Genomic DNA, 23,447 nt, shown 5'->3' on the forward strand with positions numbered 1-23,447 from the left:
GACGCGATAGGGCTTGATCTATCTCGTGGGAGGGCCACTCGTGAAGCGATCCACGACCGCGTTGCTCGCCGCCGCCTCGGCGACGGCATTGGTGCTCGCGGCGGCACAACCGGCCTCGGCCGGCGGATACGGACATGACCGTTCACACGGCGCCAAGGTCACCGGCACCTACTCGACCGGCGCGGCCGCCGCCTGGGTCCCGCTGCCGACGACCCACGTCGGCGACGACACCGGCCGGCCGGCCACCTCCACCGTCGTGGTCGACCCGTCCCAGCTGCGCCAGCGGTACAACGGCATGGGCTTCTCGATCGACGAGACCGCCGTCTCCAACTACTGGAAGCTGACCCCGGCCGAGCGCGAGAAGGCGGTCAAGCTGCTGGTCGACCCGAAGACGGGCGCCGGCTTCGACCGCTTCCGGCTCACCATCGGCAGCCCCGACCTGATCGAGCACCTGCCGTTCTGGTCCGAGGACGACCTGCCGCCCGGCGTCACGTCCGACCCGACGCTGAAGTACTTCTCCATCCAGCGCGACCTCGACCTGCACATCGTCGACATGGTCAAGCTGATCCAGAAGTACAACCCGCACGCGATGTTCTTCGCCTCGGCGTGGAGCGCGCCCGCCTGGATGAAGACCAACAACCAGTTCACCGGCCAGGTCGCCCTCATCCCGGGCAGCACCACCACCTACTACCAGGTCGGCAAGCTGCGCGACGACATGATCGACGTGTTCGCCCGCTACTACGCCAAGTACGTGAGCGCGTACCGGCACCTCGGCGTGAACCTCGACGCGATCACGCTGCTCAACGAACCCGGCATCGACGTCGTCTATCCGGCCATGGACATCAGCGTCGACCAGCAGCAGAAGCTGGCGATCGCGATCAAGAAGGCGTTCCACGCCGCCGGGCTGAAGACCCAGCTCTGGGTGCACGACTTCAACTTCTACGACTGGAAGAACCCGGACTCCACCGAGACCAAGGAGTACTGGCGGATCATGCAGAACCCGGCGACCGCGGCGGCCGCCGACTCGATCGCCTTCCACCCGTACTGGGGTGACCCGTCGGTCATGCGGGACGCGTACAACCAGTACCACAAGCCGATCCAGATGACCGAGACGAGCGACCTGTCGCCGTCGACGGTGATGCAGTACTTCCGGTACGACGCCAGCTCCTACGTGCTGTGGGCGCAGAACACCGACCAGAACGGCGGCACCCTGCACTGGACCGGCGACCGCGACAACAACGTCGACTGGGACCAGGTGGCGGCCAACGACCACTGGACCGACCGGCTGGTCACCACCGACACCGAGACCAGAACCTTTTCCGTACGCGACGAGCTGTACACGCTCGGCCAGTTCTCGAAGTACCTGACCCCGTCGGACACGCGGGTCGAGTCGAGTGCCGCGTCCGGTGGCGTGAGCAACGTCGTCTACCGCGACGGCGACGACTTCACCGCGATTCTGGGCAACGACAACACCACCCCTTCTTCCGTACGGGTCGTGCTCGGTGACCAGACCTTCGTGGTCGAGGTGCCCGCGAACGCGTACGCGACGTACCGCTGGAAGGCCGACGTCCCGAGCACCCACCGCAACCACGCACCGGTTCTGGCGCCTCTGACGCCGGTGACGGCCGACCAGTACGTGACCACGAAGTTCCAGCTCAAGGCGTCCGACCGCGATCGGGACCGGCTCGCCTTCTACGCGACCGACCTGCCCGCGGGCGTGACCGTCGACGCCCGGACCGGCGTGGTGACGGTCAACCCGGCCAAGGCCGGCGACCAGACGCTGACCTTCTACGCCACCGACGGCGCCGCCCGCGCCACGACCACCGTGCACCTGACGGTGGCCCCGCACGGCGCCCCGATCGGCACGCGCGTCGAGGCCGAGTCGTACGTCGGCGAGAACGGCTGGACCGACGGCGGCGCCAACTTCGTCGAGTCGAGCGGTGCCTCGGGCGGGGCGGACGTCGGCTGGACCGCGACCGGCAACTGGCTCCAGTACCGCGTCGACGTCGCCACCGCCGGCACCTACGACCTGGAACTGCGGGTCGCCAACGGCTCCGGCGCGGCCGCACCGGACGCGATCTCGTTCCGCGACGCGGCCGGCACCAAGCTGGCCACCGCCTCGGTGCCGGACACCGGGGACTGGACGAAGTACGTCTCGGTGCACGTACCGGTCACGCTGGCGGCCGGCGACCAACTGGTCACCGTCTACTGCGAGACCGGTGGCTTCAACCTGGACTATCTCCAGCTTTCCTGAATTCTCACCCGGTAGGTCGCTGGGGGGTCGTCGCGGTTCAGCGGCGGCCCCTCAGCCATTCCCGGACGACCGGCGCGTGCATCGCGCTCATGTGGTCGGCGTTGTCGATGATGCGGACGATCCACCCTTTCCGCTCGAGCTCGTCCTGGTTGCGGGCCAGCGCGGGCCCGATCTCGACCCGGGCGTGGTCCCATCTCGCGCCGTACTCGATCACGTCGTCGGCGCCGGCGAAGGCGAGCCGCGGGATCGTCAGCTCCACTGCTGACTCGTCGAAGCCCTGCAGCGACTCGTAGAGCGTCACGTATTGTCCGGTCTGCTCCGGGGTCGCGGTCAGCTCGGCCGAATCCCAGTCGCCGGGCACGACCTCTTTCGGCGCCGGCGGATCGGCCTGATTTTCCAGGGCCTGCCGGTGGGCCGAGCGCGTGACGGCGAGCATCGCGTCGTAGGGGCCGCCGAGCGGCGGGTAGCCGCCCATCGCGAGCCCGGTCAGCCGGTCGGTGCGGATCGCGAGTTGCAGCCCGGCCAGCGCGAGCCACGAGTAGCCGTAGTAGTCGAACCGGGCGGCCCCGGCCGCGTCGGCGATCGCCAGCAGATCGTGCGCCACCGCCTCGGCGGTCAGCGTCGCGGCCGCCGGGTGGGCCGCCCGGTGGCCCTCGTAGTCGGCGGTGATCACCCGGTGGCCGGTCAGGCCGGCGGCGAGGTCGTGGCCGGCGTTGGGCTCGGCACCCCAGGCCCGCATCTGCTCGGCCGCCTCGCCCTCGATCAGGGTCGTGCGCACCGGCAGCAGGATCGCCGGACCGTCCCCTCGGACGGTCACTTCGATGGTCGAGCCGTCGTGCAGGCGTGCCGTCGCCATTGCTCCTCCTAAAACCATATACACTGTAAGCACTATGACACAGGACCTCCACGTCCGGCGACTCTGGCGGCACCGCGGCACGACCGTCCCCGCCCCGCGCCGGGGCCCCCAGGGCACCCTCGATCTCGACGAGATCCTCGCGGCGGCGATCGCCCTGGCCGACGCCGGCGGCCTGGCGGCGGTCTCGACCCGGGCCGTGGCGGCCCGCTTCGGCAAGACCCCGATGGCCCTGTACGCCTATGTCGGCTCGAAGGAGAACCTGCTCGCCCTGATGCAGGACCACGCCTCCGCCCTGCCGTCGTGGGACGATCCCGGCCCGGCGCTCGCCGACGACCTGCTCGCCTGGGCGAACGCCTTCTTCGACCTGCACCTGACCCACCCGTGGCTGCTCTCGCGGGGCTGGGCCCGGCACACCCAGGGGCCGAACGAGCAGGACTGGATGGAACGCCTTCTCGCGATCCTGGCCCCGCTGCCGGCCCCCGCTCCGGTGGTCACGACGCTCTACGCCACCGTCCGGGCGACCGCCGAGACCGCCGCCGCCTATCGCGATCTGACGCCGGCCGACGCCGAACAGTGGTGTGCCCGGGCGTCGGCGACCCGGCACCTGATCCCCGATTTCGCCGACCGCTACCCGAGGTCGGCCGCCCTTGCGGTGAGCGCGACGGCCGACTGGACCGACGCCCCGCGCGCCGGGCTGGCCGATGTCGTTCGACTGATCGCGGCCGCCGCGTCACCCGAACAGGGGTCGAGAATCTTACCAGCCTGAAATTTCCGCAAACCCCGGCGAACTGGGGAATATCCCGCGAAAGTAGTGGTCGCGCCGGGATCCCCACCGGCTTCGCCGGACGCTCTCCCCCGTCCGCGAGATCAACGGGCTACGCAACGAAAGAGCGCGCGGAAAATGAGTGCGGTTACCACCGGGGCAGTGCCCCGGCTCCAAGACCTTGTGTCCCCGCTGGGCGGCCTGATCGACGACGTGATGCGGTTGCCGGTCGAGCCGTCGAGCCCGCAACTCGCCGTCTTCTCGGCCGCCCTCGGCGATGTTTCGACCGTGCTGGCCGACCAGTGCGGGCCCGAGTGCCTCGGCTCGCTCGACGGCGCCGGAACCGGACTCGACCCGGAACGGGCCGAGATCGTCGCGGTCGCCGAATCGCTGGAACGCTACGCGAACTGCGTGTACGACGAACGCCAGTTCCGCTGGGCGACCGCCGATGAACTCGGTGCCGAAGCGCTCGACCTGGACACCCTGCCCCGCTGCTCGCCGGCCGAGCTGGCCGATCCCGCATGCCCCGTCGTGCCGCCCGACCGGACGGCGCCGATCCGGTGGATCCGGGGCCTCGACATGCACACCGGCCGGCCCGCCTGGGTGCCGGCGTCGCTGGTCTACATCCACTTCCCGTCGCAGGACGCGGAACGCATCACCAACCCGATCTCCACCGGATCGGCCGCCCACCCCGATCCGGCGGTGGCGGTGTGCAGCGCGCTGTGCGAGGTGATCGAACGGGACGCGATCAGCCTCACCTGGCTGCACCGGCTCCCCCTGCCGCGGATCGAGCTCGACGAGGTCGGCCCGCACCTGCGGAGATTCCTCGACGCGAGCGCCGACCGCGACATGACGATCCGGCTCTTCGACGCCACCACCGACGTCGGCGTCCCGACGGTGTACGGCGTCTCGGTCGCGCCCGACCACCCGCGCCTGCGCACCGTGGTCTCCTGCGCGACCAGCCTCGACCCGCAGACCGCGGCCGCCAAGGCGATCTGCGAGCTGGTGTCGGTCCGCATCGCGCTGCACGACGACGAGCCGTCGACCGAGGACGTGGAGTCGTTCACCGACGTGTCGGACGGCGCGACCTACATGTGCGTCCCCGAGCGGGCGTCGGCGTTCGACTTCCTCCTCGACTCCCCGGCCCGGCGCCGGCTGTCCGAGATGCCGGCGCTGTCGACCGGCGACTCGACCGCCGACCTCCGCCTGGTCCGCGACCGGCTGGCGGCCTGCGGGATGGCCGCGTACGTCGTCGACCTGACCACCGACGAGGCGCTGCGGGTCGGCATGACCGTGGTGCGGGCGATCGTCCCCGGGCTGCAGCCGCTGACCTTCCACCACCGGGCCCGTTTCCTCGGGCACCCGCGGCTCTACGAGGCACCGGTCCGGATGGGCCACCCGGCCCGGGCCGAGGCCGAGCTCAACGCGTGGCCGCAGCCGTTCGCCTGATGCCTCTGCCCCGAATCCTTCCCCTGGAGCCGACATGTACCACCTGATAGTGACGCCCGTCGGGCCGTTCGGGCTCGCGGTCGCAGACCGCCTCCGCGACCTGTGCACCGACGTCGAGATCGCCGGCACCGGCGCCGGCGTCGTCCGGCCGCGGGTGCCGGAGCCCCGGCTGAACCTGCTCATCGCCTGGCGCCGGGTGCCGCGGATGGAACCCGAATTCGACGAGGAGGCGTTCCGCACCGGCCAGCCCTGGCTGCCGGTCATCCTCGACCATCCGGTGCTCGAGATCGGCCCCGTGGTCGTGCCGGGGGTCGGTCCCTGCCACGGCTGCTACCGCGGCCGGATGGCCCAGCACGACCCGGCCGGCGCATTCCGGGCGACGGTCGACGCCCACTACGACGAGGACCCGTCGGCCGGCCCGGACGGATATCTGCCGTCGACCGCCCTGTTCGCCGCCGCCACGGTGGCCGACGTGGTCGACCGGCTGGCGACCGCGCCGGAGAAGGAGGCCGGCCGGATCCGCCAGCTCGACGTGCCGACACAGGCGCTCTGGTCCGGCCGGGTGGTCGGCGTGCACGGGTGCCCGCGCTGCGGCCTGGGCCGGGACGAGACCACCCGGTCGTACGACCGTCTGCCCGCCTTGTTGAAGGGAGTGTGGGAGTGATCGAGACCGACGAGGCCGCCCACCACGAGGGTCAGCTGTCCGCCGCGCACATGGCGTACGCCGTCGCGGCCGACCCGCAGTTCCGCGTGCCCGTCCGGCCCTGCCTGGTGCCGGGCCTGGTGCGGGTGCTCCTGCCGGACGGGCTGGCGTTCCTGGGCACCGGCAACCGGCATTCCGCGCTGCGCGGGCGGACCGCGATCTCGCTGATCCCGCGGCTGCTGCCGACCCTCGACGGCACCCGCACCCTGGCCGAACTGGCCGAGACCCACGCCGACGTCGCGCCGGGCACGCTCAGCGCCTGCGTCTCCCTGCTCTACGTCAGCGGCCTGCTGCAGGACGGCCCGGCCGGTACGGACGTGGAGCTGATCCCGGGCGAGGTCGCCGGCTACCTGGGCCGCAACCTCGACACGACCCGGGTCAACCGCAACCTCAACGAGGCCTGCGAGCGGCTGGCTCAGACCCGGGTGCTGATCGCCGGACCCGAGCCGCTCGCCGTCCAGCTGGGCGCCGAGCTGGCGGTGGCCGGCGTCGACACCCACGGGCTGCACACCGGCGGGGCCATCGCGGCCGGCGATTTCCTGGTCGCCGTCGACGACGGGGACACCGAGGCGCTGGCCGAGCTGGACGAGGCCTGCCGCCGGTCCGGGATCGCCTGGCTCCGAGTCGCCTGCGGGCCGGGCACGGTCGAGGTGGGACCGCTGTTCGACGCCCGGCACACCTGCTGCTACCGGTGCTTCGCCGAGGGACGGCCGGCGCCGGCCGGCGAGCCGACACCGGCCCGCGTCGCGGCCTGGGCGGCGCTGACCGCGACCGAGGTCGTGCACCTGCTGTCGCGGGTCGGTCTGACGCCGGCCGTGTCCGGTTGCACCGTGTTCGACCTCGACGAGTGGACCCAGTCGGCGGTCGGCGCGTACGCCCGGCCCGGCTGCCCGCGGTGCGTGCCGACCGAGGGGCCGCCCCCGGAGGGCCCGGTCCTGGCCCACATGTACGAGCAGGCGGTGACCTTCCCGCCGCGCGAATGGCTCAACCCGAAGGACCATCAGGGGCACTACCGGCCGGCGAACGCGGCCCTCCAGCTGTACAACAAGGAGTACCTGGGCTCGCCGCGGATCCCGCTCGACGACTCGCCGCTCTCCGGGCTGCTGTTGCGGACCTTCGGACTGCGGGACACCGACTCCGGCCAGGTCAGCCGATGGGCGCCGACGGGCGGAAACCTGGGCTCCCCCCAGGCGTACGTGCTCGCGCTCGACGTGGCCGGGCTCGCGCCGGGCTGGTACTTCTACCAGCGCGGCGACCACAGCCTGGCCCGGGTCCGCGCCCTGTCGGCGCCGGACGGCCACGCCGAGGCGGTCTGGCCGGGTGTCGGACCCCAGCGCCCGGCCGCCCTGGTCGTCCTCACCGGCGCGCTCGACGTGGTGGCCGCCAAATACCACGACTTCGCCTACCGGATCCTCGGCCTGGACGCCGGCGTGGCCCTGGCCCAGCTGGCCGCCGTCGCCGACGAAGCCGGTCTGACGGCCCGGTTCGCCGACCGCTGGGACGACACGGCCATCGGCACGGCCCTGCACCTGGACTTCGACTCCGAACCGGTGACCGCGGTGGTCGCACTCACCCTGAGGAACGCCCGTGCTTAACCAGCTCCTGGCCGACACCCGGCTGGACGCCGAGGCGGCCCGCCGCCCGCCGGCACCGGTCGCCGCGGAACTGCGCCGGCCGCCCCACCGCGGGCCGCTGACCGCGCTGCCCGCACCCTCGTCCCCGCGCTCCGGCCTGCACGACGTACTGCCGGAACGCACCGCCGTCCGCGACTACGCCGCCACCCCGCTGTCCGGCGCCGATCTGTCGGCCCTCTTCGCCGCCGCCGACCGGATGGACGCCCGCGGGTGGCCGGCCGAACGGGCGGCCGGCGTCGACCTGGAGCTCTACTGCGCGGCCTGGCGGGTGACCGGAGTGGACACCGGCCTGTACCGCTACCGGCCGGAACAGTCCGAGTTGTGCCGGGTGGCGAACCTCCCGGACGGGCCCGAGGCCGAGGAGCTGGTCATGCAGGAGGAGTTCGCCAAGGCGGCCGCCCTGGTCGTGATCACCGGCAACCTGGCCGCGGCGCTCGCGCGGCACGGCAGCCACGGTCACCGCCTGCTGCTGGCCCGGGCCGGGGCGGCCGGGCACGCCGCGTGGCTGGCCGCGCTGCGGCTCGACCTCGCCGGCACCGTCTTCGCCGGTCTGCTGCCCAGTGTCCTGCGGGCACGAGCGGGCGCCGACGGGTACCACCGGGCCGCGCTGTTCGCGTTCGCGGCCGGTCACCCGATCCCGAATCTCGGCCCTCCCTCGTAGAGCGCGGGGCCTTGGCCGGCGGCCCGCAGGCCGCCCGGCATCACCGGTAAACGACACATCGAAGGAGCTGAGTCGTATGAACATCGAGATCACCGGCCGTGAGGAATTCGACGAGCTGGACCTGTGGCTGGAGGACGACCTGACGGCCGAGCAGCTGCCGACCGTCGTCAGCGCGTCGCTGCTGGCGACCGGCGGCTGCGGCGGTTGCAAGGCGAGCGGCGGCTGCAAGGCCAGCGCGGGCTCCAAGGGCTGCGGCGGGTCCAAGGGCTGTGGCGGGTCAAAGGGCTGTGGCGGGTCCAAGGGCTGCGGCGGCTGCAAAGCCAGCGCCGGTTCGAAGGGCTGCGGCGGCTGCAAGGCCAGCGCGGGCTCGAAGGGCTGCGGCGGCTGCAAGGCCAGCGCCGGGTGCAAGGCCACGGCCGGATGCAAGGCCACGGCCGGGTGCAAGGCCACGATCGGCTGCAAGGCCACGGCCGGGTGCAAGGCCACGGCCGGCTGCAAGGCCACTCTCGGCTGCATCTGAGCCCGTTCGGGGGCGTGCCCGCCGGCACGCCCCCGGTCGGTTGTACGCCGCATCAGAAACGGAGGCCCCCCGATGTCGACCGAGACCATGACGACCGACGTGCCCGGCTGGCTCGAGCAACCGGTGGAGCTGGCCCCCCTGGTCAGCCTCGTCGAAGGCGCCGACGGGCACTCTCTGCTGTTCAATGCCGAGACCGGCGTCTACGTACGCCTGAGCCGCACCGGCGCTCACGTGGTGCCGTTGCTCGACGGAACGCGTACGGGAACCGCGCTGCTCGCCGCGGCCCGCCGGTCCCGGGGCCCGGACGGCGTGCGCGACCGCTCGCCGGACCTGCTCACCTTCCTCACCGACCTCCGGTCGGCCGGGGTCCTGTCGGAGCCGCCCGAGCCCCTTCGAGGCGTCCGGCTGCTGTTCGCCCGCTTCTTCGGGCTCACCCCCGAGTTCCGCATCCCGGCCGGCCGCCTGAACCGGCTGCTGGGGCCGCCGGCCCGGATCCTCGCCCGCTTCCGGCGGACGATCTCTACCGTCGCGGTGCTGCTCGCGGCGGCCGCCGTCGCCGCCATCACGCTCGCGATGACCCGGCCCGCCCCGATGACCTTCGCCGGGCCGCCGTGGCTGCTGATCGTCGGCGTGTTCCTGGTGCAGGCGGCCGTGCACGAGACCGCGCACGCCGCGGTGTGCCAGGCGCTGGGCGTGCCGGTACGCGAGGCGGGCGTGAAACTGCTCATGCTGCTCATCCCGCTGACCTTCGTCGACCGCACCGACGCCTACCGGGTGCGCTCCCGCTCCGGCCGGGCCGCCCTCGCTCTCGCCGGGCCGCTGGTCGACGTGACCGCCGCCGGCCTGACCAGCCTGCTGATCCTCGCCGACCCGGCCCGGTTCGACGAGCTGCGCTGGCTGCTCGGCATGCAGCTGTTCCTGGCCTGCAACAACCTCAACCCGCTGCTGCCGGTCACCGACGGACACCACGCGCTGGAGGCCGCCCTCGGCGAGCTCAACCTGCGGCACCGCGCCTTCGCCTACCTGGGCCACGTCCTGTTCCGCATCCCGCTGCCGTCGGCCCACCGGTCGGTCTCGGCCGCCCGCCGCCGCATGTACCTGATCTACGGCATCGTCAGCGGCATCTACGTCGGCGTCGTCCTCACCCTGATCGCCCGCAACTACTACTCCCTGGTCCTCCAGGTCACCGGCTGACCCTCTCGGATGCCGAGCGTCCCACGGGCCGGACCCGGAGCGACGGTCCGCCTGATCGCGGGCGCCGCCGGATAGGGTTTCCGGGTGGTCGACATTCGGATTCCCGGGTCCAAGTCCATTACCGCGCGGGCGTTGTTCCTGGCCGCGGCCGCTGACGGCGAGACCCGCCTGAGCCAGCCGCTGCGGTCGGACGACACCGAGGCGTTCGCCGAGGGGCTGCGCCGGCTGGGCTATGCGGTCGACTCCTCGCGTGACGACGAGTGGGTGATCGGCGGGCGGGCCGGTGGGCCACCCAGCGCCGAGGCCGAGGTCTTCTGCCGTGACGGCGCGACCACGGCGCGGTTCCTGCCCGCGCTGGCCGCGACCGGCCGCGGGTCCTACCGGTTCGACGCGTCGGAGCAGATGCGGCGGCGGCCGATGGCGCCGCTGACCGACGCGCTGACCGCGCTCGGCGTCAAGATCGACTTTCTCGGGGAGCCCGATCACCACCCGTTCGCGCTGTCCACGACCGGCATCGACGGCGGGGCGCTGACGCTCGACGCGAGCATCTCGTCGCAGTTCCTGACCGCGCTGCTGCTGCTCGCGCCGCTCACCCGCAAGGGCCTGCGCATCGACGTGTCCGACCTGGTCTCGGTGCCCTACGTCGGCATCACGGTGGCGATGATGCGCTCGTTCGGCATCGAGGTCGACGTCGACGGCTCGACCTATGACGTGCGCCCGCAGGTCTACCGCCCCCAGGCGTACCGGATCGAGCCCGACGCCTCGTCGGCCAGCTATTTCTTCGCCGCCGCCGCCCTGATCGGCGGCGAGGTGACCGTGCCCGGCCTGGGCAGCGGAGCCCTTCAGGGCGACCTCGCGTTCGTCGAGGTGCTCGAGGAGATGGGCGCCCACGTGCGCATCACGCCCGAGGGCACCACGGTGCGCGGCGGGGCCCTGCGCGGCGGCACCTACAACATGCGCGACATCTCCGACACGATGCCGACGCTGGCCGCGATCGCACCGTTCGCCGAGGCGCCGACCCGGATCGTCGACGTCTACAACACCCGGCTCAAGGAGTGCGACCGTCTCGAGGCGTGCGCCGGCAACCTGCGGCGGATGGGCATCACGGTCGACACCGGCCGCGACTGGATCGAGATCCACCCGGGCACGCCGCACACCGCCGAGATCGAGACGTTCCGCGACCACCGCATCGCGATGGCGTTCAGCGTGGCCGCGCTGCGGGTCGAGGGCGGCCTCACGTTCGACGACCCCGGCTGCGTGAAGAAGACCTTCCCCGACTTCCACCCGGTGTTCGCCGGGTTCGCCGCCGCCTTGAAAAGCTAGAAACCGGCCGCGAAACCGTCCTTGCGCGGGTCGGATCCGCCCAGGATCCGGCCCTCAAGGATCTCGATCGCCTGACCGCCGCCGAACAGCGTCCGGTCCGGCTCGACCCGCACCGGCCAGCCGGCCGCGGCCAGGTCGTCGGCGCGGTGCCGCAGCCCCTCCTCGAGCCGCACCCGGCCGGCGTCGACCCGGAAACGGGCCCGGTCGAGGGCGGCCTGCGGATCGAGCCCGTCGTCGAGCACCGACGTCAGATATTGCACGTGGGCCTGGGCCTGGATGAACCCGCCCATCACCCCGAACGGCCCCCGCAGCCGCCCGTCCTCGACCAGCAGGCCGGGCATCAGCGTGTGGTAGGGCCGGCGCCCGGGCTCCACCGCACCGCTCACGGCGAAGCCCTCGGCCCGGTTGTTCAGCACGACGCCGGTGCCGGGCGCGACGACACCCGAGCCGAAGCTCTCGTACAGGCTCTGGATGAACGACACGGCCATGCCGTCGGAGTCGAGCGCACACAGATAGACGGTGCCGCCGGCCGGCTCCCGCAGAAGCCGGGGCCGCTCCCGGCCCCGCGCGGCCAGGTGCGACTCACTCAGCAGGGAGGCGACGTCGGCGCCGTCGCGCACCTTCTCGTACGCGTCCTCCAACGCGAGAGCGACCGCGCGCATCCGGTCGCCGAGCGTCGGCCGCTCCAGCGGGGCGAGCAGGCCGAGGGCTTCGAGGGCGGCGACCCCCTGCGTGGGCGGCGGCATCTCCAGTACGTCCACCCCGCGGTACGCATAGCTCAGCGGCTCGACCCAGCCCGGCCGGTAGCTCGCCAGATCCTCTTCGCTCAGCCAGGTCGAGGCCGCGATCGCCTCGGCGACCGGCCCCCGGTAGAAGGCGTCCGGCCCGTTACCGGCGATCAGCCGCAGCATCCGGCCCAGGTCGGCCAGCCGGTAGACCTCGCCGACCGCCGGCGCGGGCCCGAACTCGGCCGGGGCGTGCGGGGTGTGCCGCCACATCCACGAGCAGTGATAGCCGGCGGCGACCCCGCGCTCGGCCAGGTCGATCGCCGGTGTCAGGCAGGTGTCGAGCCCGAGCTTGCCGTAGCGCTCGCTCAGCGCCGCCCACCCGGCCACGGCTCCGGGCACGTCGACCGAGCGCGGCCCGCCGGCAGTCGGCACCTCATGTGGCTGCGCGCCGCGCGGGGCGGGCCCGGCCGCGTCGAGCCCGGTCGCCGATCCCGCGTCCCAGACGATCGCGAACGCGTCGCCGCCGATGCCGGTCGACATCGGCTCGGCGACGCAGCACACCGCGGCGGCCGCGATCGCCGCGTCGGCGGCCGACCCGCCCCGGCGCAGCATGTCGAGACCGGCCAGGGTGGCCGGAGCCTGACTGGTGGCGACCATCGCCTCGGCGGCGACCGCGGGACCGCGGCCGGGTGCGTCACGAAACCGCGGGACATCGCTCATGCCCCCAGTCTCGCCCGCCCCGTCCCCGCGTGGCGAGCCCCTGCGCCGCGACGACGCCGGCGAACGTTCATGAACGACGCACTAGCATCGGTCCTCGGAACACGACGTTTCGCGAAGGGGGTCCGATGCAACAGGCGCAGCGGCTGAAGAGTGTCCGGTACGACATCCGTGGCCCGGTGTTGCGCCGGGCGCAGGAGTTGGATGCCGCCGGGCACCGGATCCTCAAGCTGAACCTGGGCAACCCGGCGCCGTGGGGGCTGGCCACACCGGAGCCGATCGTCGCCGACGTCGTGCAGAATATCGTGGCCGCTCAGGGGTACAGCGACGCGCGAGGCATCTACTCCGCCCGCGTCGCGGTGGCCCAGCACTACCAGACCCTCGGCGTGGCCGGCGTGCAGCCGGACGACGTGCTGCTCGGCAACGGGGTCTCCGAGCTGATCGTGATGGTGCTCCAGGCGCTGCTGGACACGGGCGACGAGGTGCTGGTGCCGAGCCCGGACTACCCGCTCTGGACCGGCGCGGTGAACCTGTGCAGCGGTCGCGCGGTCCACTACCGCTGCGACGAGAGCGCGGGCTGGGCCCCCGACCTGGAGCACATGGCGTCGCTGATCACCGACCGCACCCGCGCGCTCGTGGTGATCAACCCGAACAACCCGACCGGCGCGGTCTACTCCCGCGAGGTGCTGCTCGGCATGATCGAACTTGCCCGCCAGCACGGTTTGCTGATCTTCGCCGACGAGATCTACGACAAGATCGTGTACGACGGAGCGACGCACCACACGCTCGCCGCCCTCGCGCCGGACGTGCCGGTGGTCAGCATGGGCGGCCTGTCCAAGGTCTACCGGGCCGCGGGCTTCCGCTCCGGCTGGCTCGCCGCCAGCGGCTTCAGCCGCAGCGACGCGGACTACCTGGACGGGCTGCAGCTGCTCGCCAACATGCGCGTCTGCCCGAACGTGCCGGCCCAGCACGCGATCCAGACCGCGCTCGGCGGCTACCAGAGCATTGAGGAGCTGACCCGCCCCGGAGGCCGCCTGCTCGAGCAGCGCGACCACGCTTGGCAGTCCCTCGTCGACATCCCCGGCGTCGACTGCGTCAAACCGGCCGGCGCCCTCTACCTCTTCGCCCGTCTCGACCCCCAGGTCCACAAGATCCACGACGACGAGCGCCTGGTGCTCGACCTCCTGGAGCAGCAGCACCTCCTGATCTCCCACGGCACCGGCTTCAACCTCGACACACCAGACCACCTCCGCCTGGTCTTCCTGGCCGGCACGGACATCCTCGACGACGCCGTCTCCCGGATCCGCGCCTTCCTCTCCACCTACCGCCAGTAGCGCGGCGGCGCGGCCCCCGGCAACTTCCGGTGCGAGCACCAAGGCCCCTAGGACGGCGTAACTGACGGATCACACCCGGTCGGCTTTCTGGTCGCTGCGCTCGGGGAGCACCGCGACCATCTTGCGGGCGCCCAGCGCCGCCCGGTTCGCCCTTGCTGGAGTACGCGTTGTCCGGGCCGTTTGCGAGGCCGGCCGATCCCGCCGGGCCGGGCGACGGCGAGTCGATCCAGCAGCCCGACCAGCTGCTTGGCGTCCGATGCCCGACCCGCCGTGTTGGTGGGCAAGCGCCACCCCTCGAGTCGGCCTGGGTGTTGCAGTCGATGTGCTGTCCGGCTTCGGCCCGGTGTGTCGCCGTCCCCGCGAACGTTCGTGGTCAACGGCCCTAGACACCCCACCTGCCTAGTGCGTCAAGTTGTGGTTGGTGTGGGCCAGGCGAGGGTTTCGTTGTAGTGCTGGCCGGTGGCCAGGCAGTGGTGGAGTTGGCCGAGGAGTTTGTTGCCGAGTCGTCGTAGGGCGGCGTTGTGCTTGTCGCCGGCGGCTCGGCGCCGGTCGTAGTAGGCGCGGGCGCCGGGTGAGCGGGTCAGGATGGCGAAGGCCCAGAGGTAGCAGGCGTCGGCCAGGCGTTTGTTGCGGATATGGCGGGCGAGTACGGTGCGGTGGCGGCCGGAGGCGCGGGTGACGGGTGCGGTTCCGGCGTAGGCGCGGCGGCTGGCAGCATGGGTGAAGCGGGTCGGGTCGTCTCCGAACTCGCCGAGTACCCGGGCGCCGAAGATGAGACCGAGCCCGGGCAGGCTGTCGAGGACGCTTTCAACGCCGCGACCAGCAGACCACGATCTGTCTCGATCGCGATGTCGACTGCGGTGAACTCCTGGCCCGTGTGTGCGGCCAGCAGAGCGCTCAGCCCGATGAATCCGTCGATGTCCTCGCTGATGCGCTGCCGGGCCAGCAACGTTCCCGCCTGATCGACGATCGCCACGTCATGGTGGCGTTCCGACCAATCGATGCCACAGAAGATCTCCAAACGTCCTCCTCGACTCGGTCCGAGCGCAAGGAGGCTGTGCAGCGGCCTAATGGACAGCACTCCACGGTGCGACACCCCAGGAGCTGACAGCAGCCTCCAGCGACCGGCGGGGTCACCCCCTAGGACTAGAGATCAAAGTCTCAGGCGAACGCAGTGATCATCCCGCCGGCGGCTCAAGGCGCATCCTCCCCGACCTGACCAGGCCGGGGAAGGACTGCCCTCCCATTAGGCGGGATTGGTAGCAGGACCCGTTGTTCGAGAGCACCCGGGTGATGATGATGCCGTGGTCGGTGAACCAGGTGTGGGCGCGTCGCCGGAAGGCGGTGGCGGTTTCTTCGGTCTCGTCGGCCAGGATTTCGGTGTAGGCCAGCCGGGAGTGTCGTCGAGTGCGGCATGCGGGAAGGCGTAGCGGCGGATCGGTTCGGCGGTGCCTCGGTCGAGGTGGGCCAGCCGGGGGGCGCCGTTGCGGCGCCGGATCGCGTGGCAGGGGAAGCGGCAGGCCGAGACGCCAGCCGATCCGGACTGGACCGAGGTCCGGCCGATTCGCGCGGTTGACCACAGCCGGCGGCCGGGGATCGCTTGACCCCCGTGACGTCTCGGCCCCACCCGTGCTGGGTGGGGCCGAGTTAATCAGCCGGGTGCGGCAAATTCGCGCCGTTGTGCACGGCTGCCGGCCGGCGGCCGGATCAGCTGCAGGCCGCGCCGTTCAGAGTGAAGCCGGTCGGGGCGGCCGCGTTGCCATTCTGGTTGGCCTGGAAGCCGATCGTCGTCGAGGCGCCGGGAGCCAGCGCACCGTTGTAACTGGCGTTGGTCGCCGTCACCTGGCCGCTGGTCGGCGAGTAGCTCGCGTTCCATCCGCTGGTGATGGTCTGCCCGGACGCGAGGGCGAACTTCAGGGCCCAGCCGTTGATCGCCGTCGAGCCGGTGTTGGTGATCGTGATGTTGTCGGTCAGCCCGGTGTTCCAGGCGCTGACCGAGTTGGTCACCTTGCAGGCCCCGCCGCCGGCCGGCGGCGGAGTGGTCGGCCCGGTGGTCGGCCCGGTGGTCGGCCCGGTGGTCGGCCCGGTGGTGGGAGGCGTCGTGGGCGGGGTGGTGGATCCGCCCGAGCCCTCACTGACCGTGATGTTCGAGCTGCCGCTGCTCTGGTAGCCCTCGGTCGCCAGGATCTGGTAGTCGAAGCTGCCCAGGTTGAGCCCGAGCGACTTCCAGGCGTTGAAGTGGTTGGCGACCGTGATCGTGCCGCTGCTGCGGTGCGACTGGCGGACGCTCCAGTACTGGTAGAACGTCGCCGTTCCGATGATCGAGGGCTGGTTGACCCGCTGGGTGCGATAGATGTCGTACGTGCTGCCGTCGGTGGTGACGGAGCCGAGGTGCTGGGCACCGGAACTCGGGTTGTAGCTGCCGAAGTTCTCGACGATGTAGTACTCGATCAGCGGGTTCGTGGTCCAGCCGTACAGCGAGAGGTAGCCGTTGCCGTTCGGGCTGAACGTGCCCGAATAGTTGACGGTGTGGGCCGAGCCCGGCTTCCAGCCCTTGCCGACGACCATGTTGTTCATGTTGCTCCACTGGACGCTGTAGTTGCCGCCCGCGCCCAGCGTCATGCTGACGTTCCCGCTGTCCTTCCAGTACGAGTAGAAGAACCCGTTGTGGGTGCCGGTCCCGTTGGAGTTGATGGTCTGGTTCGGGTCGGCGTTGGCTACGCCGGCCAGGGTGAGCGAGGCCGCGGCCAGGACAGCGGCGGTGACTCCGCTGATCACCAGCCTGATCCGATTTCTCACGCGCGTGATCCTTTCTCGTCCGGGCAGCCCGAGGACGAGGCTGCGAGGGCGCGATGAAGTTCATCGATGGACCAGTATTGGGACGGCCGCCCAAAACTGTCAACAACTTCCGGAAGTATCGGAATGCCATTGAGCTGGCCGCATCGACATCCTTCCGAACGAATAGGGCCATCAGGACGAGCGATAGATCCCTGAAAGTTTCGGGCTCGGAATTGCTCCATCAAATCGATGGATTTATATTGACAGCGCCCGCAAACCACGCTTAATTTAAGCGTTACATCGAGGACTCTGGATCTGTCCCCAGGGCGGTGGCCCCCACCACCGCTCCAGATCCCCTCGCCATACGTTCGGAAGGATGCGTATGTCCCCCACGCATCGACCCCATCGCGCCCTCACGATGTCCGCCGCGCTGCTCCTGGCCGTCGGCACCGCCTCGGTCCTGACCGCCGCGCCGGCCGACGCCGCGCCCGGCAGCACGGCCTGGCAGAGCGGCCGGTTCGTCGTCGACACCCCCGATCTCGTCCGCCGGTCCGACATCGTGCTCGGCCGTCCCAACTCCGCCCCGGCCCAATTCGTGCCGCTCGGCAACGGCGGCCTCGGCGCCGCGGTCTGGGCGGCCGGCGGGTTCACCGCTCAGCTCAACCGGGCCGACACGATGCCCGACCGCAAGTCGCCCGGCCAGCTGGTCGTCCCCGGGCTCGCCCGGCTGACCACCGCGACCGACTTCAAGGGCTACCTCGATCTGTACGACGGGATGCTGCACGAGTCGGGCGGCGGGATGACACTCACCGCGTACCTTCGGTCTGACAAGGCCGAGTTGGTCGTCGACGTGACCGGCGCCGACCCGAACACCGCCCAGACCGCGCAGGTCAAGCTCTGGAGCGGGCGGAACCCGGCGGCCGCCTCCTCCGGGCCGGTGGCCGCGCTGGCCGAGACCTGGGTCGACAACAACGGCGCCGGTGCGTCCGGGCAGACGTTCGGCTCGCTGGCCGCGGTGACCGCCGGCGGCCGGGGCGTGACCGGCTCGGCGCCGAACTCGACCACCGCCCAGGTGAGCTTCCAGCCCAACACCGACGGCTCGTTCCGGGTGATCGCGGCCGCGCCGGCGTGGACCGGCGGTAACGCCGTCTCCGCCGCGACCTCGCTGCTGGGCGGGGACGCGACGGCCGCGCAGTCCAGCGTCACCGCGGCCCATCTGGCGTTCTGGCACAACTACTGGGGCTCGGCCGGCCTGATCAAGGTCTCGTCGAGCGACGGCACCGGCGACTACATCGAGAACCTGCGGACGCTCTACCTCTACGACGCCGCGGCCGAGAGCGGCAGCGGTGGGCTGCCCGGATCGCAGGCCGGGGTGGCCGACCTGTTCAACTTCTCCCAGGACCACCAGGACTGGTTCCCGGCCGGCTACTGGTTCTGGAACCTCCGCATGCAGGTGCAGGCCAACCTCTCGGCGGGCGAGTTCGCGCTCAACAACCCGGTCTATCAGCTCTACACCGGCAACCTGGGCAACATCACCACCTGGACGAGCCAGAAGATGCCGGGTCATCAGGGCGTCTGTGTGCCCGAGACGATGCGGTTCAACGGCAACGGCACCTACAACGGGGGCACCGACAACGACTCCTGCGACTCGACGATCGCGCCGACGTACAACTCGCAGACCATCACCAGCGGCGCCGAGATCGGACTCTGGATCTGGCAGCAGTACCTGATGACCGACAACTCCGCGTTCCTGTCGGCGAACTACCCGGTCATCCGCGACTCGGCGAGGTTCCTGCTCTCCTACGCGACGACCGGCTCGGACGGCCTCCTGCACACCAAGGCCAACGCGCACGAGACACAGTGGAGTGTCACCGATCCGGTCACCGACATCCTGGCCATGCAGTCCCTCTTCCCGGTCGCGGTCAAGGCGGCCCAGGCGCTCGGCGTGGACGGCGACCTGGTCGGCCAGCTCAACGCGGCGATCCCGAAGATTCCGCCGCTGCCCCGCACCGACACGGCGACCCGGACGCAGAACCTCACCGCCTCGGCCGACGCGGCCGGCAACGACATGATCGGGTGGTCGACCCAGCCCACGGCCGAGTTCCACAACAGCGAGAACCTCGGGCTCGAGGCGGTGTTCCCGTACAACGTGATCGGCGACAACAGCTCGATGCTGGCCCTGGCCCGGCGGACGTTCACCAGCCGGCCGTACGTCAACGCGGCCGACTGGTCGTTCGATCCGCTCGACGCCGCGCGGCTCGGATTGGCCGGTGACGTGAAGTCGACGCTGGTCAACGCGACCACGGCGTATCAGGCGTACCCGTCCGGCCTGGCCAGCTTCACCCGGACGCAGGCCCAGGAGCCGTACGTCGAGCAGGCCGGTGTGCTGGCCGCGACGGTGGGCGAGGCCCTGGTGCAGGACTACGACGGCCTGCTCCGGATCGCGCCCGCCTGGCCAAGTGACTGGACCGGCGAGGGCACGGTGGCGATCCAGCACAACTCGCGCGTCTCCGTCCAGGTCTCCGGCGGCACCGTCGGCACGGTCGCGATCGCCGCCGGCGCCTCCGGGTCGATCACGATGCGCAGCCCGTGGCCGGGGCAGAGCGTCACCGTGGTCAACGGCGGCGGAAGCACCGTGGTGGGCGCGCAGAGCAACGCGACCTTCTCGATTCCGGTGCAGTCCGGGCAGTCGTATCTCGTCGAGCGGACGAGTGCGCCGACGACCGCGCTGCCGTTCGCCGCGGTCACCGGCAGTCCGGCGTCGACCGCCCGGCATCTGGGCACGGTCAGCATCGGCCTCGACACCGGCTCCGGCGGGACGACGCAGGCGATCAGCCTGCGCTCGCACGCCAACAGCGATTACGTGACCGCCGACAACGCGGGCGCTTCGCCGCTGATCGCCAACCGCACCGCGATCGGGCCCTGGGAGACCTTCGACCTGGTCGACCAGGGCAACGGCAACGTGGCCCTGCGATCGCACGCCAACAACGACTACGTGACCGCCGACAACGCCGGCGCCGCACCGCTGATCGCCAACCGCACCGCGGTCGGAGGCTGGGAGACGTTCCAGCTCATCCACAACGGCGACGGTTCGGTCAGCTTCAAGGCCCAGGCCAACGGCGACTACGTGACCGCCGACAACGCGGGCGCTTCCCCGCTGATCGCGAACCGTACGGCGATCGGCCCGTGGGAAGAGTTCGACCTCATCAACGACTGAGAAGTGGTGTCTACTATGCGACTTTCACGCCGTACTGTCCTCAAATCGGCGGCCGCGGCCGGCGCCGCTGCCTTGACCCCCGCGGCTTTCGCGGAAAAGGCCAGCGCGCCCGGCGACGTGGTCGGCAAGATCACGGTGGGCTATCAGGGGTGGTTCGCCTGCGTCGGGGACGGTGCCCCGATCAACGCCTGGTGGCACTGGGCCCAGGACTGGGGCCGGACGCCGTCCGCGAGCAACAACAGCACCCTGCGCGCGTGGCCGGACATGCGCGACTACCCGAAGGGCTACAAGACCGCCTACGCCAACCTCGGCAACGGGCAGCCGGCCACCCTGTTCTCGTCCTACGACCAGACGACGGTGAGCCTGCACTTCCAGTGGATGCAGCAGAACAACATCGACACCGCCGCGCTGCAGCGCTTCAACCCCAACGGCTCCGAGGGCCCGACCCGCGACGCCGTCGCCGGCCGGGTCCGCACGGCGGCCGAGGCGACCGGCCGCAAGTTCTACATCATGTACGACGTGGGCGGCTGGACGAACATGCAGTCGGAGATCAAGGCCGACTGGACGAGCAAGATGTCCGCGCACGCCGCGTCGGGCGCCTACGCGCGGCAGAACGGCAAGCCGGTGGTCGGCATCTGGGGCTTCGGCTTCAACGACAACAACCACCCGTGGGACGCCGCCACCTGCCTCGACGTCATCAACTGGTTCAAGAGCCAGGGCTGCTACGTCATGGGCGGGGTGCCGCGCGAGTGGCGTACCGGAACCGGCGGTTCGCGGGCCGGATACTCCGACGTCTACCACGCGCTGAACATGCTCTCGCCGTGGATGGTCGGCGCCATCGGCAACGCCGGCGACTCGGACAACGCGTACACCAATCTGACCGTGCCCGATCTGGCCGACTGCAACGCACACGGCGTCGACTACCAGCCCTGCGTGCTGCCCGGTGACGTGTCGGGGCGGCAGCGGGTGCACGGCGACTTCATGTGGCGGCAGTTCTACAACGTCATCCGGGCCGGGTCGCCGGCGATCTACGTCTCGATGTTCGACGAGTTCAACGAGGGCAACCAGATCGTCAAGACGGCCGAGTCGCAGGCCTTCATGCCCACCGACTCGGGGCTGCTGGCGCTGGACGAGGACGGCACCGCCTGCTCCTCCGACTACTACCTGCGGCTGACCGGCGACGGCGGCCGGATGCTCAAGAAACAGCTCGCGCTGACCGCCACCCGGCCCACCCAACCGGTGGTCGGCGGCGGCAACCCGCCGCCGACGGCGACGGTCATCAGCCTGCGGGCGAGGGCCAACAACATGTACGTGTGTGCCGACAACGCCGGCGCCGCCCCGCTGATCGCCAACCGCACCGCGGTCGGGCCGTGGGAGACGTTCGACGTGCTGGACGCGGGCGGCGGCAACATTGCGCTGCGCTCGCACGCCAACAGCCAGATCGTGTGCGCCGACAACGCGGGGGCGTCCGCGCTGATCGCCAACCGCACGGCGGTCGGAGGCTGGGAGACCTTCCAACTCGTCCACAACTCGGACGGAACGGTGAGCCTGAAGTCGCTGGCCAACAACAACTACGTCACCGCCGGCACGGCGGCCCTGATCGCGAACAGCACGACGATCGGCACCGCGCAGCGGTTCGACCTCGTCAATGACTGAGCCGATTGCGCTGAGGGTGGCCGCCGACGCGGCGGCCACCCCGCTGGACCACTACTGGAGCCGGGTCGTCGGGGCCGGCCGCGCCAACGAGGGCTTGCGCGCCGACTGGCAACGGCAGCTGGCCGAGGCGCGCGCCGCGTGCGGGTTCGAATACGTACGCTTCCACGGCCTGTTCCACGACGACATGTTCGTTTACGCCGAGCGCGACGACGGCACCCCGGTCTACAACTTCCAGTACGTCGACGCGCTGTTCGACGCGCTGCTCGAGCTGGGTGTGCGGCCGTTCGTGGAGTTCGGTTTCAGCCCGCGCGCCCTCGCCCGCGAGACCGACACCGTGTTCTGGTGGGGCGCCCACGGCGCGCCACCGGCCGATCCGGGCCGGTGGGCCGAGCTCGTCGGCCGGGTGGTCACCCACTGGATCGGCCGCTACGGCCCCGACGAGGTACGCCGGTGGTACTTCGAGGTGTGGAACGAGGCCAACCTGTGGGGCTTCTGGCACGGCACCCGCAGCGAGTACTTCGAGCTCTACCGGGTGACCGCGCAGGCGGTGAAGGCCGTCGACCAGCGGCTGCGCGTCGGCGGGCCGGCCACCTCCAACTTCGTGCCGGACGCCCGGTTCGACGGCGAGACCGAGAACGTGGACGTCCGGCTGGTGGCCGACGACCGGGACATCGACACGCTGGACTGGCATCCGGTCTGGGTGGACGCGTTCCTCGACTTCTGCGAACGGGAGGGGCTCCCGGTCGACTTCGTCTCCACCCACCCGTACCCCACCGACTGGGCGCTGGACGAGCACGGCCAGGGGCAGAGGCTCACCCGGAGCGTCGACGCCACCCCGGCCGACCTGGCTCAACTGCGCCGGCTCGTGGCCGCGAGCCCGTTCCCGGAGGCCGAGATCCATCTGACCGAGTGGAGTTCCTCGTCGTCTCCGCGCGACCACGCCCACGACACGCTGCCGGCCGCGACCTACGTGGTGCGGTCGGTGCTGCACGCCCTGGACACCGTGGACTCCCTGTCCTACTGGACCTTCACCGACGTGTTCGAGGAGGGCGGGGCCGGCGACGAGATGTTCCACGGCGGGTTCGGCATGCTGACGCTGCCCGGCGTGCCCAAGCCCACCTTCCACGCGTACCGGATGTTGAACGCCCTCGGTGACCGCCTGCTGGCCCGGACCGACGGCGCGGTCGTGACCCGCGAGGAGGCCACCGGCCGGATCGCCGCCCTGGCCTACCACTATCCGGCCGAGGAGCCGCGTTCGGTGCCGGCCTCGTTCGACGACCGCGACCTCGCCCGCGCCACCCAGGCCAAGGGGCTTCCCCGGCGTCTCGACCTGGCGGTCTCCGGGCTGCGCCCGGGCGCCCGCTTCGAAGTGGAGGTGCTCGACGGGGAGCACGGCGACGCGATCGGCGCCTGGCACCGGCTGGGTGAGCCGGCCACGCCGACCCGGGAGCTGACCGCCGTGCTGAACCGGATTGCCCGGGCCACCGCCGTCGAGCCCGCGGTCGCCGGGCCGGACGGTGTGGTGCGGGTGGACCGGACCGTTTCCCCTTGGTCCCTCGTGATGTTGCGGCAACTCGATTGAAACGCGAGGTCGGGTAGGCTAATTCAACTCGATGGAGCTTGGGGAGGACGACGAACGTAGTGGACAAGCGGCCGGCGA

At 71.1% G+C, this 23,447-nt stretch carries 16 protein-coding genes and 3 pseudogenes; 13 read left to right on the plus strand and 6 right to left on the minus strand.

Features of this window, described 5'->3' with window-relative positions:
* The first annotated feature begins 40 nt into the window (after positions 1 to 40).
* A complete protein-coding gene (locus AB0M88_RS31200) occupies positions 41 to 2,254 on the plus strand; it encodes a carbohydrate-binding protein (RefSeq protein WP_364108593.1) in 2,214 nt (737 codons plus the stop codon).
* Positions 2,255 to 2,291: 37 nt separating this feature from the next.
* Here the strand turns inward: AB0M88_RS31200 and AB0M88_RS31205 are convergent, their stop codons facing one another.
* A complete protein-coding gene (locus AB0M88_RS31205) occupies positions 2,292 to 3,110 on the minus strand; it encodes an alpha/beta hydrolase (RefSeq protein WP_364108595.1) in 819 nt (272 codons plus the stop codon).
* 34 nt (positions 3,111 to 3,144) lie between these two features.
* Here AB0M88_RS31205 and AB0M88_RS31210 point away from each other — a divergent pair, with 34 nt between their 5' ends.
* From AB0M88_RS31210 to aroA, 8 genes are all read left to right on the plus strand, one after another.
* Entirely contained in the window at positions 3,145 to 3,876 is a 732-nt protein-coding gene (locus AB0M88_RS31210) for a TetR family transcriptional regulator (RefSeq protein ID WP_364108597.1), read from the plus strand.
* A 135-nt stretch (positions 3,877 to 4,011) separates the two neighbouring features.
* Positions 4,012 to 5,322 (plus strand): YcaO-like family protein, encoded by a 1,311-nt coding sequence (locus AB0M88_RS31215; protein ID WP_364108599.1) that lies wholly within the window; start codon positions 4,012 to 4,014, stop codon positions 5,320 to 5,322.
* Positions 5,323 to 5,356: 34 nt separating this feature from the next.
* Positions 5,357 to 5,986 carry a TOMM precursor leader peptide-binding protein gene (locus AB0M88_RS31220; protein WP_364108601.1) on the plus strand — a complete coding sequence of 210 codons (630 nt, stop codon included), beginning with the start codon at positions 5,357 to 5,359 and terminating at the stop codon, positions 5,984 to 5,986.
* A complete protein-coding gene (locus AB0M88_RS31225) occupies positions 5,983 to 7,620 on the plus strand; it encodes a hypothetical protein (RefSeq protein WP_364108603.1) in 1,638 nt (545 codons plus the stop codon). The genes AB0M88_RS31220 and AB0M88_RS31225 overlap by 4 nt, the downstream gene beginning before the upstream one ends.
* Positions 7,613 to 8,320 (plus strand): nitroreductase family protein, encoded by a 708-nt coding sequence (locus tag AB0M88_RS31230; protein WP_364108605.1) that lies wholly within the window; start codon positions 7,613 to 7,615, stop codon positions 8,318 to 8,320. Before AB0M88_RS31225 ends, AB0M88_RS31230 begins: the two co-directional genes overlap by 8 nt.
* Positions 8,321 to 8,396: 76 nt before the next feature.
* Positions 8,397 to 8,840 (plus strand): hypothetical protein, encoded by a 444-nt coding sequence (locus AB0M88_RS31235; protein ID WP_364108607.1) that lies wholly within the window; start codon positions 8,397 to 8,399, stop codon positions 8,838 to 8,840.
* Positions 8,841 to 8,912: 72 nt separating this feature from the next.
* Positions 8,913 to 10,034, plus strand: coding sequence for a hypothetical protein (locus AB0M88_RS31240; RefSeq protein ID WP_364108609.1), 1,122 nt, complete (start codon positions 8,913 to 8,915; stop codon positions 10,032 to 10,034).
* 84 nt (positions 10,035 to 10,118) lie between these two features.
* On the plus strand, positions 10,119 to 11,357 hold the full coding sequence (aroA, locus tag AB0M88_RS31245) for a 3-phosphoshikimate 1-carboxyvinyltransferase (RefSeq protein ID WP_364108611.1): 1,239 nt from the start codon (positions 10,119 to 10,121) through the stop codon (positions 11,355 to 11,357).
* On the opposite strand, the gene AB0M88_RS31250 is transcribed toward aroA, so the two are convergent.
* Positions 11,354 to 12,805 carry a gamma-glutamyltransferase gene (locus tag AB0M88_RS31250; protein ID WP_364108614.1) on the minus strand — a complete coding sequence of 484 codons (1,452 nt, stop codon included), beginning with the start codon at positions 12,803 to 12,805 and terminating at the stop codon, positions 11,354 to 11,356. The genes aroA and AB0M88_RS31250 overlap by 4 nt on opposite strands.
* A 125-nt stretch (positions 12,806 to 12,930) precedes the next feature.
* Here AB0M88_RS31250 and AB0M88_RS31255 point away from each other — a divergent pair, with 125 nt between their 5' ends.
* Positions 12,931 to 14,136 (plus strand): pyridoxal phosphate-dependent aminotransferase, encoded by a 1,206-nt coding sequence (locus tag AB0M88_RS31255; protein WP_364108617.1) that lies wholly within the window; start codon positions 12,931 to 12,933, stop codon positions 14,134 to 14,136.
* 407 nt (positions 14,137 to 14,543) lie between these two features.
* Here AB0M88_RS31255 and AB0M88_RS31260 read toward each other — a convergent pair.
* The 4 genes and pseudogenes from AB0M88_RS31260 to AB0M88_RS31275 all read right to left on the minus strand — a co-directional run.
* Positions 14,544 to 14,930, minus strand: a pseudogene (locus tag AB0M88_RS31260) (transposase); the annotation flags it as partial.
* A gap of 68 nt (positions 14,931 to 14,998) precedes the next feature.
* A pseudogene (locus tag AB0M88_RS31265) lies at positions 14,999 to 15,232 on the minus strand (transposase); the annotation flags it as partial.
* A 157-nt stretch (positions 15,233 to 15,389) separates the two neighbouring features.
* Positions 15,390 to 15,571: pseudogene (locus AB0M88_RS31270) on the minus strand (IS481 family transposase); the annotation flags it as partial.
* Between the two features lie 272 nt (positions 15,572 to 15,843).
* Complete coding sequence (locus AB0M88_RS31275) at positions 15,844 to 16,935, minus strand: glycoside hydrolase family 11 protein (protein WP_364108620.1); 1,092 nt, start codon at positions 16,933 to 16,935, stop codon at positions 15,844 to 15,846.
* 355 nt (positions 16,936 to 17,290) lie between these two features.
* Here AB0M88_RS31275 and AB0M88_RS31280 point away from each other — a divergent pair, with 355 nt between their 5' ends.
* The 3 genes from AB0M88_RS31280 to AB0M88_RS31290 are packed head-to-tail and all read left to right on the plus strand — an operon-like array spanning position 17,291 to position 23,369.
* Positions 17,291 to 20,131 (plus strand): hypothetical protein, encoded by a 2,841-nt coding sequence (locus AB0M88_RS31280; protein WP_364108623.1) that lies wholly within the window; start codon positions 17,291 to 17,293, stop codon positions 20,129 to 20,131.
* Positions 20,132 to 20,146: 15 nt separating this feature from the next.
* Complete coding sequence (locus tag AB0M88_RS31285; protein ID WP_364108626.1) at positions 20,147 to 21,787, plus strand: lectin; 1,641 nt, start codon at positions 20,147 to 20,149, stop codon at positions 21,785 to 21,787.
* Complete coding sequence (locus tag AB0M88_RS31290; protein ID WP_364108629.1) at positions 21,780 to 23,369, plus strand: hypothetical protein; 1,590 nt, start codon at positions 21,780 to 21,782, stop codon at positions 23,367 to 23,369. The genes AB0M88_RS31285 and AB0M88_RS31290 overlap by 8 nt, the downstream gene beginning before the upstream one ends.
* Positions 23,370 to 23,447: the final 78 nt, after the last annotated feature.

It is taken from the genome of Actinoplanes sp. NPDC051411 (genome assembly GCF_040682075.1).
Taxonomy (GTDB): Bacteria; Actinomycetota; Actinomycetes; order Mycobacteriales; family Micromonosporaceae; genus Actinoplanes.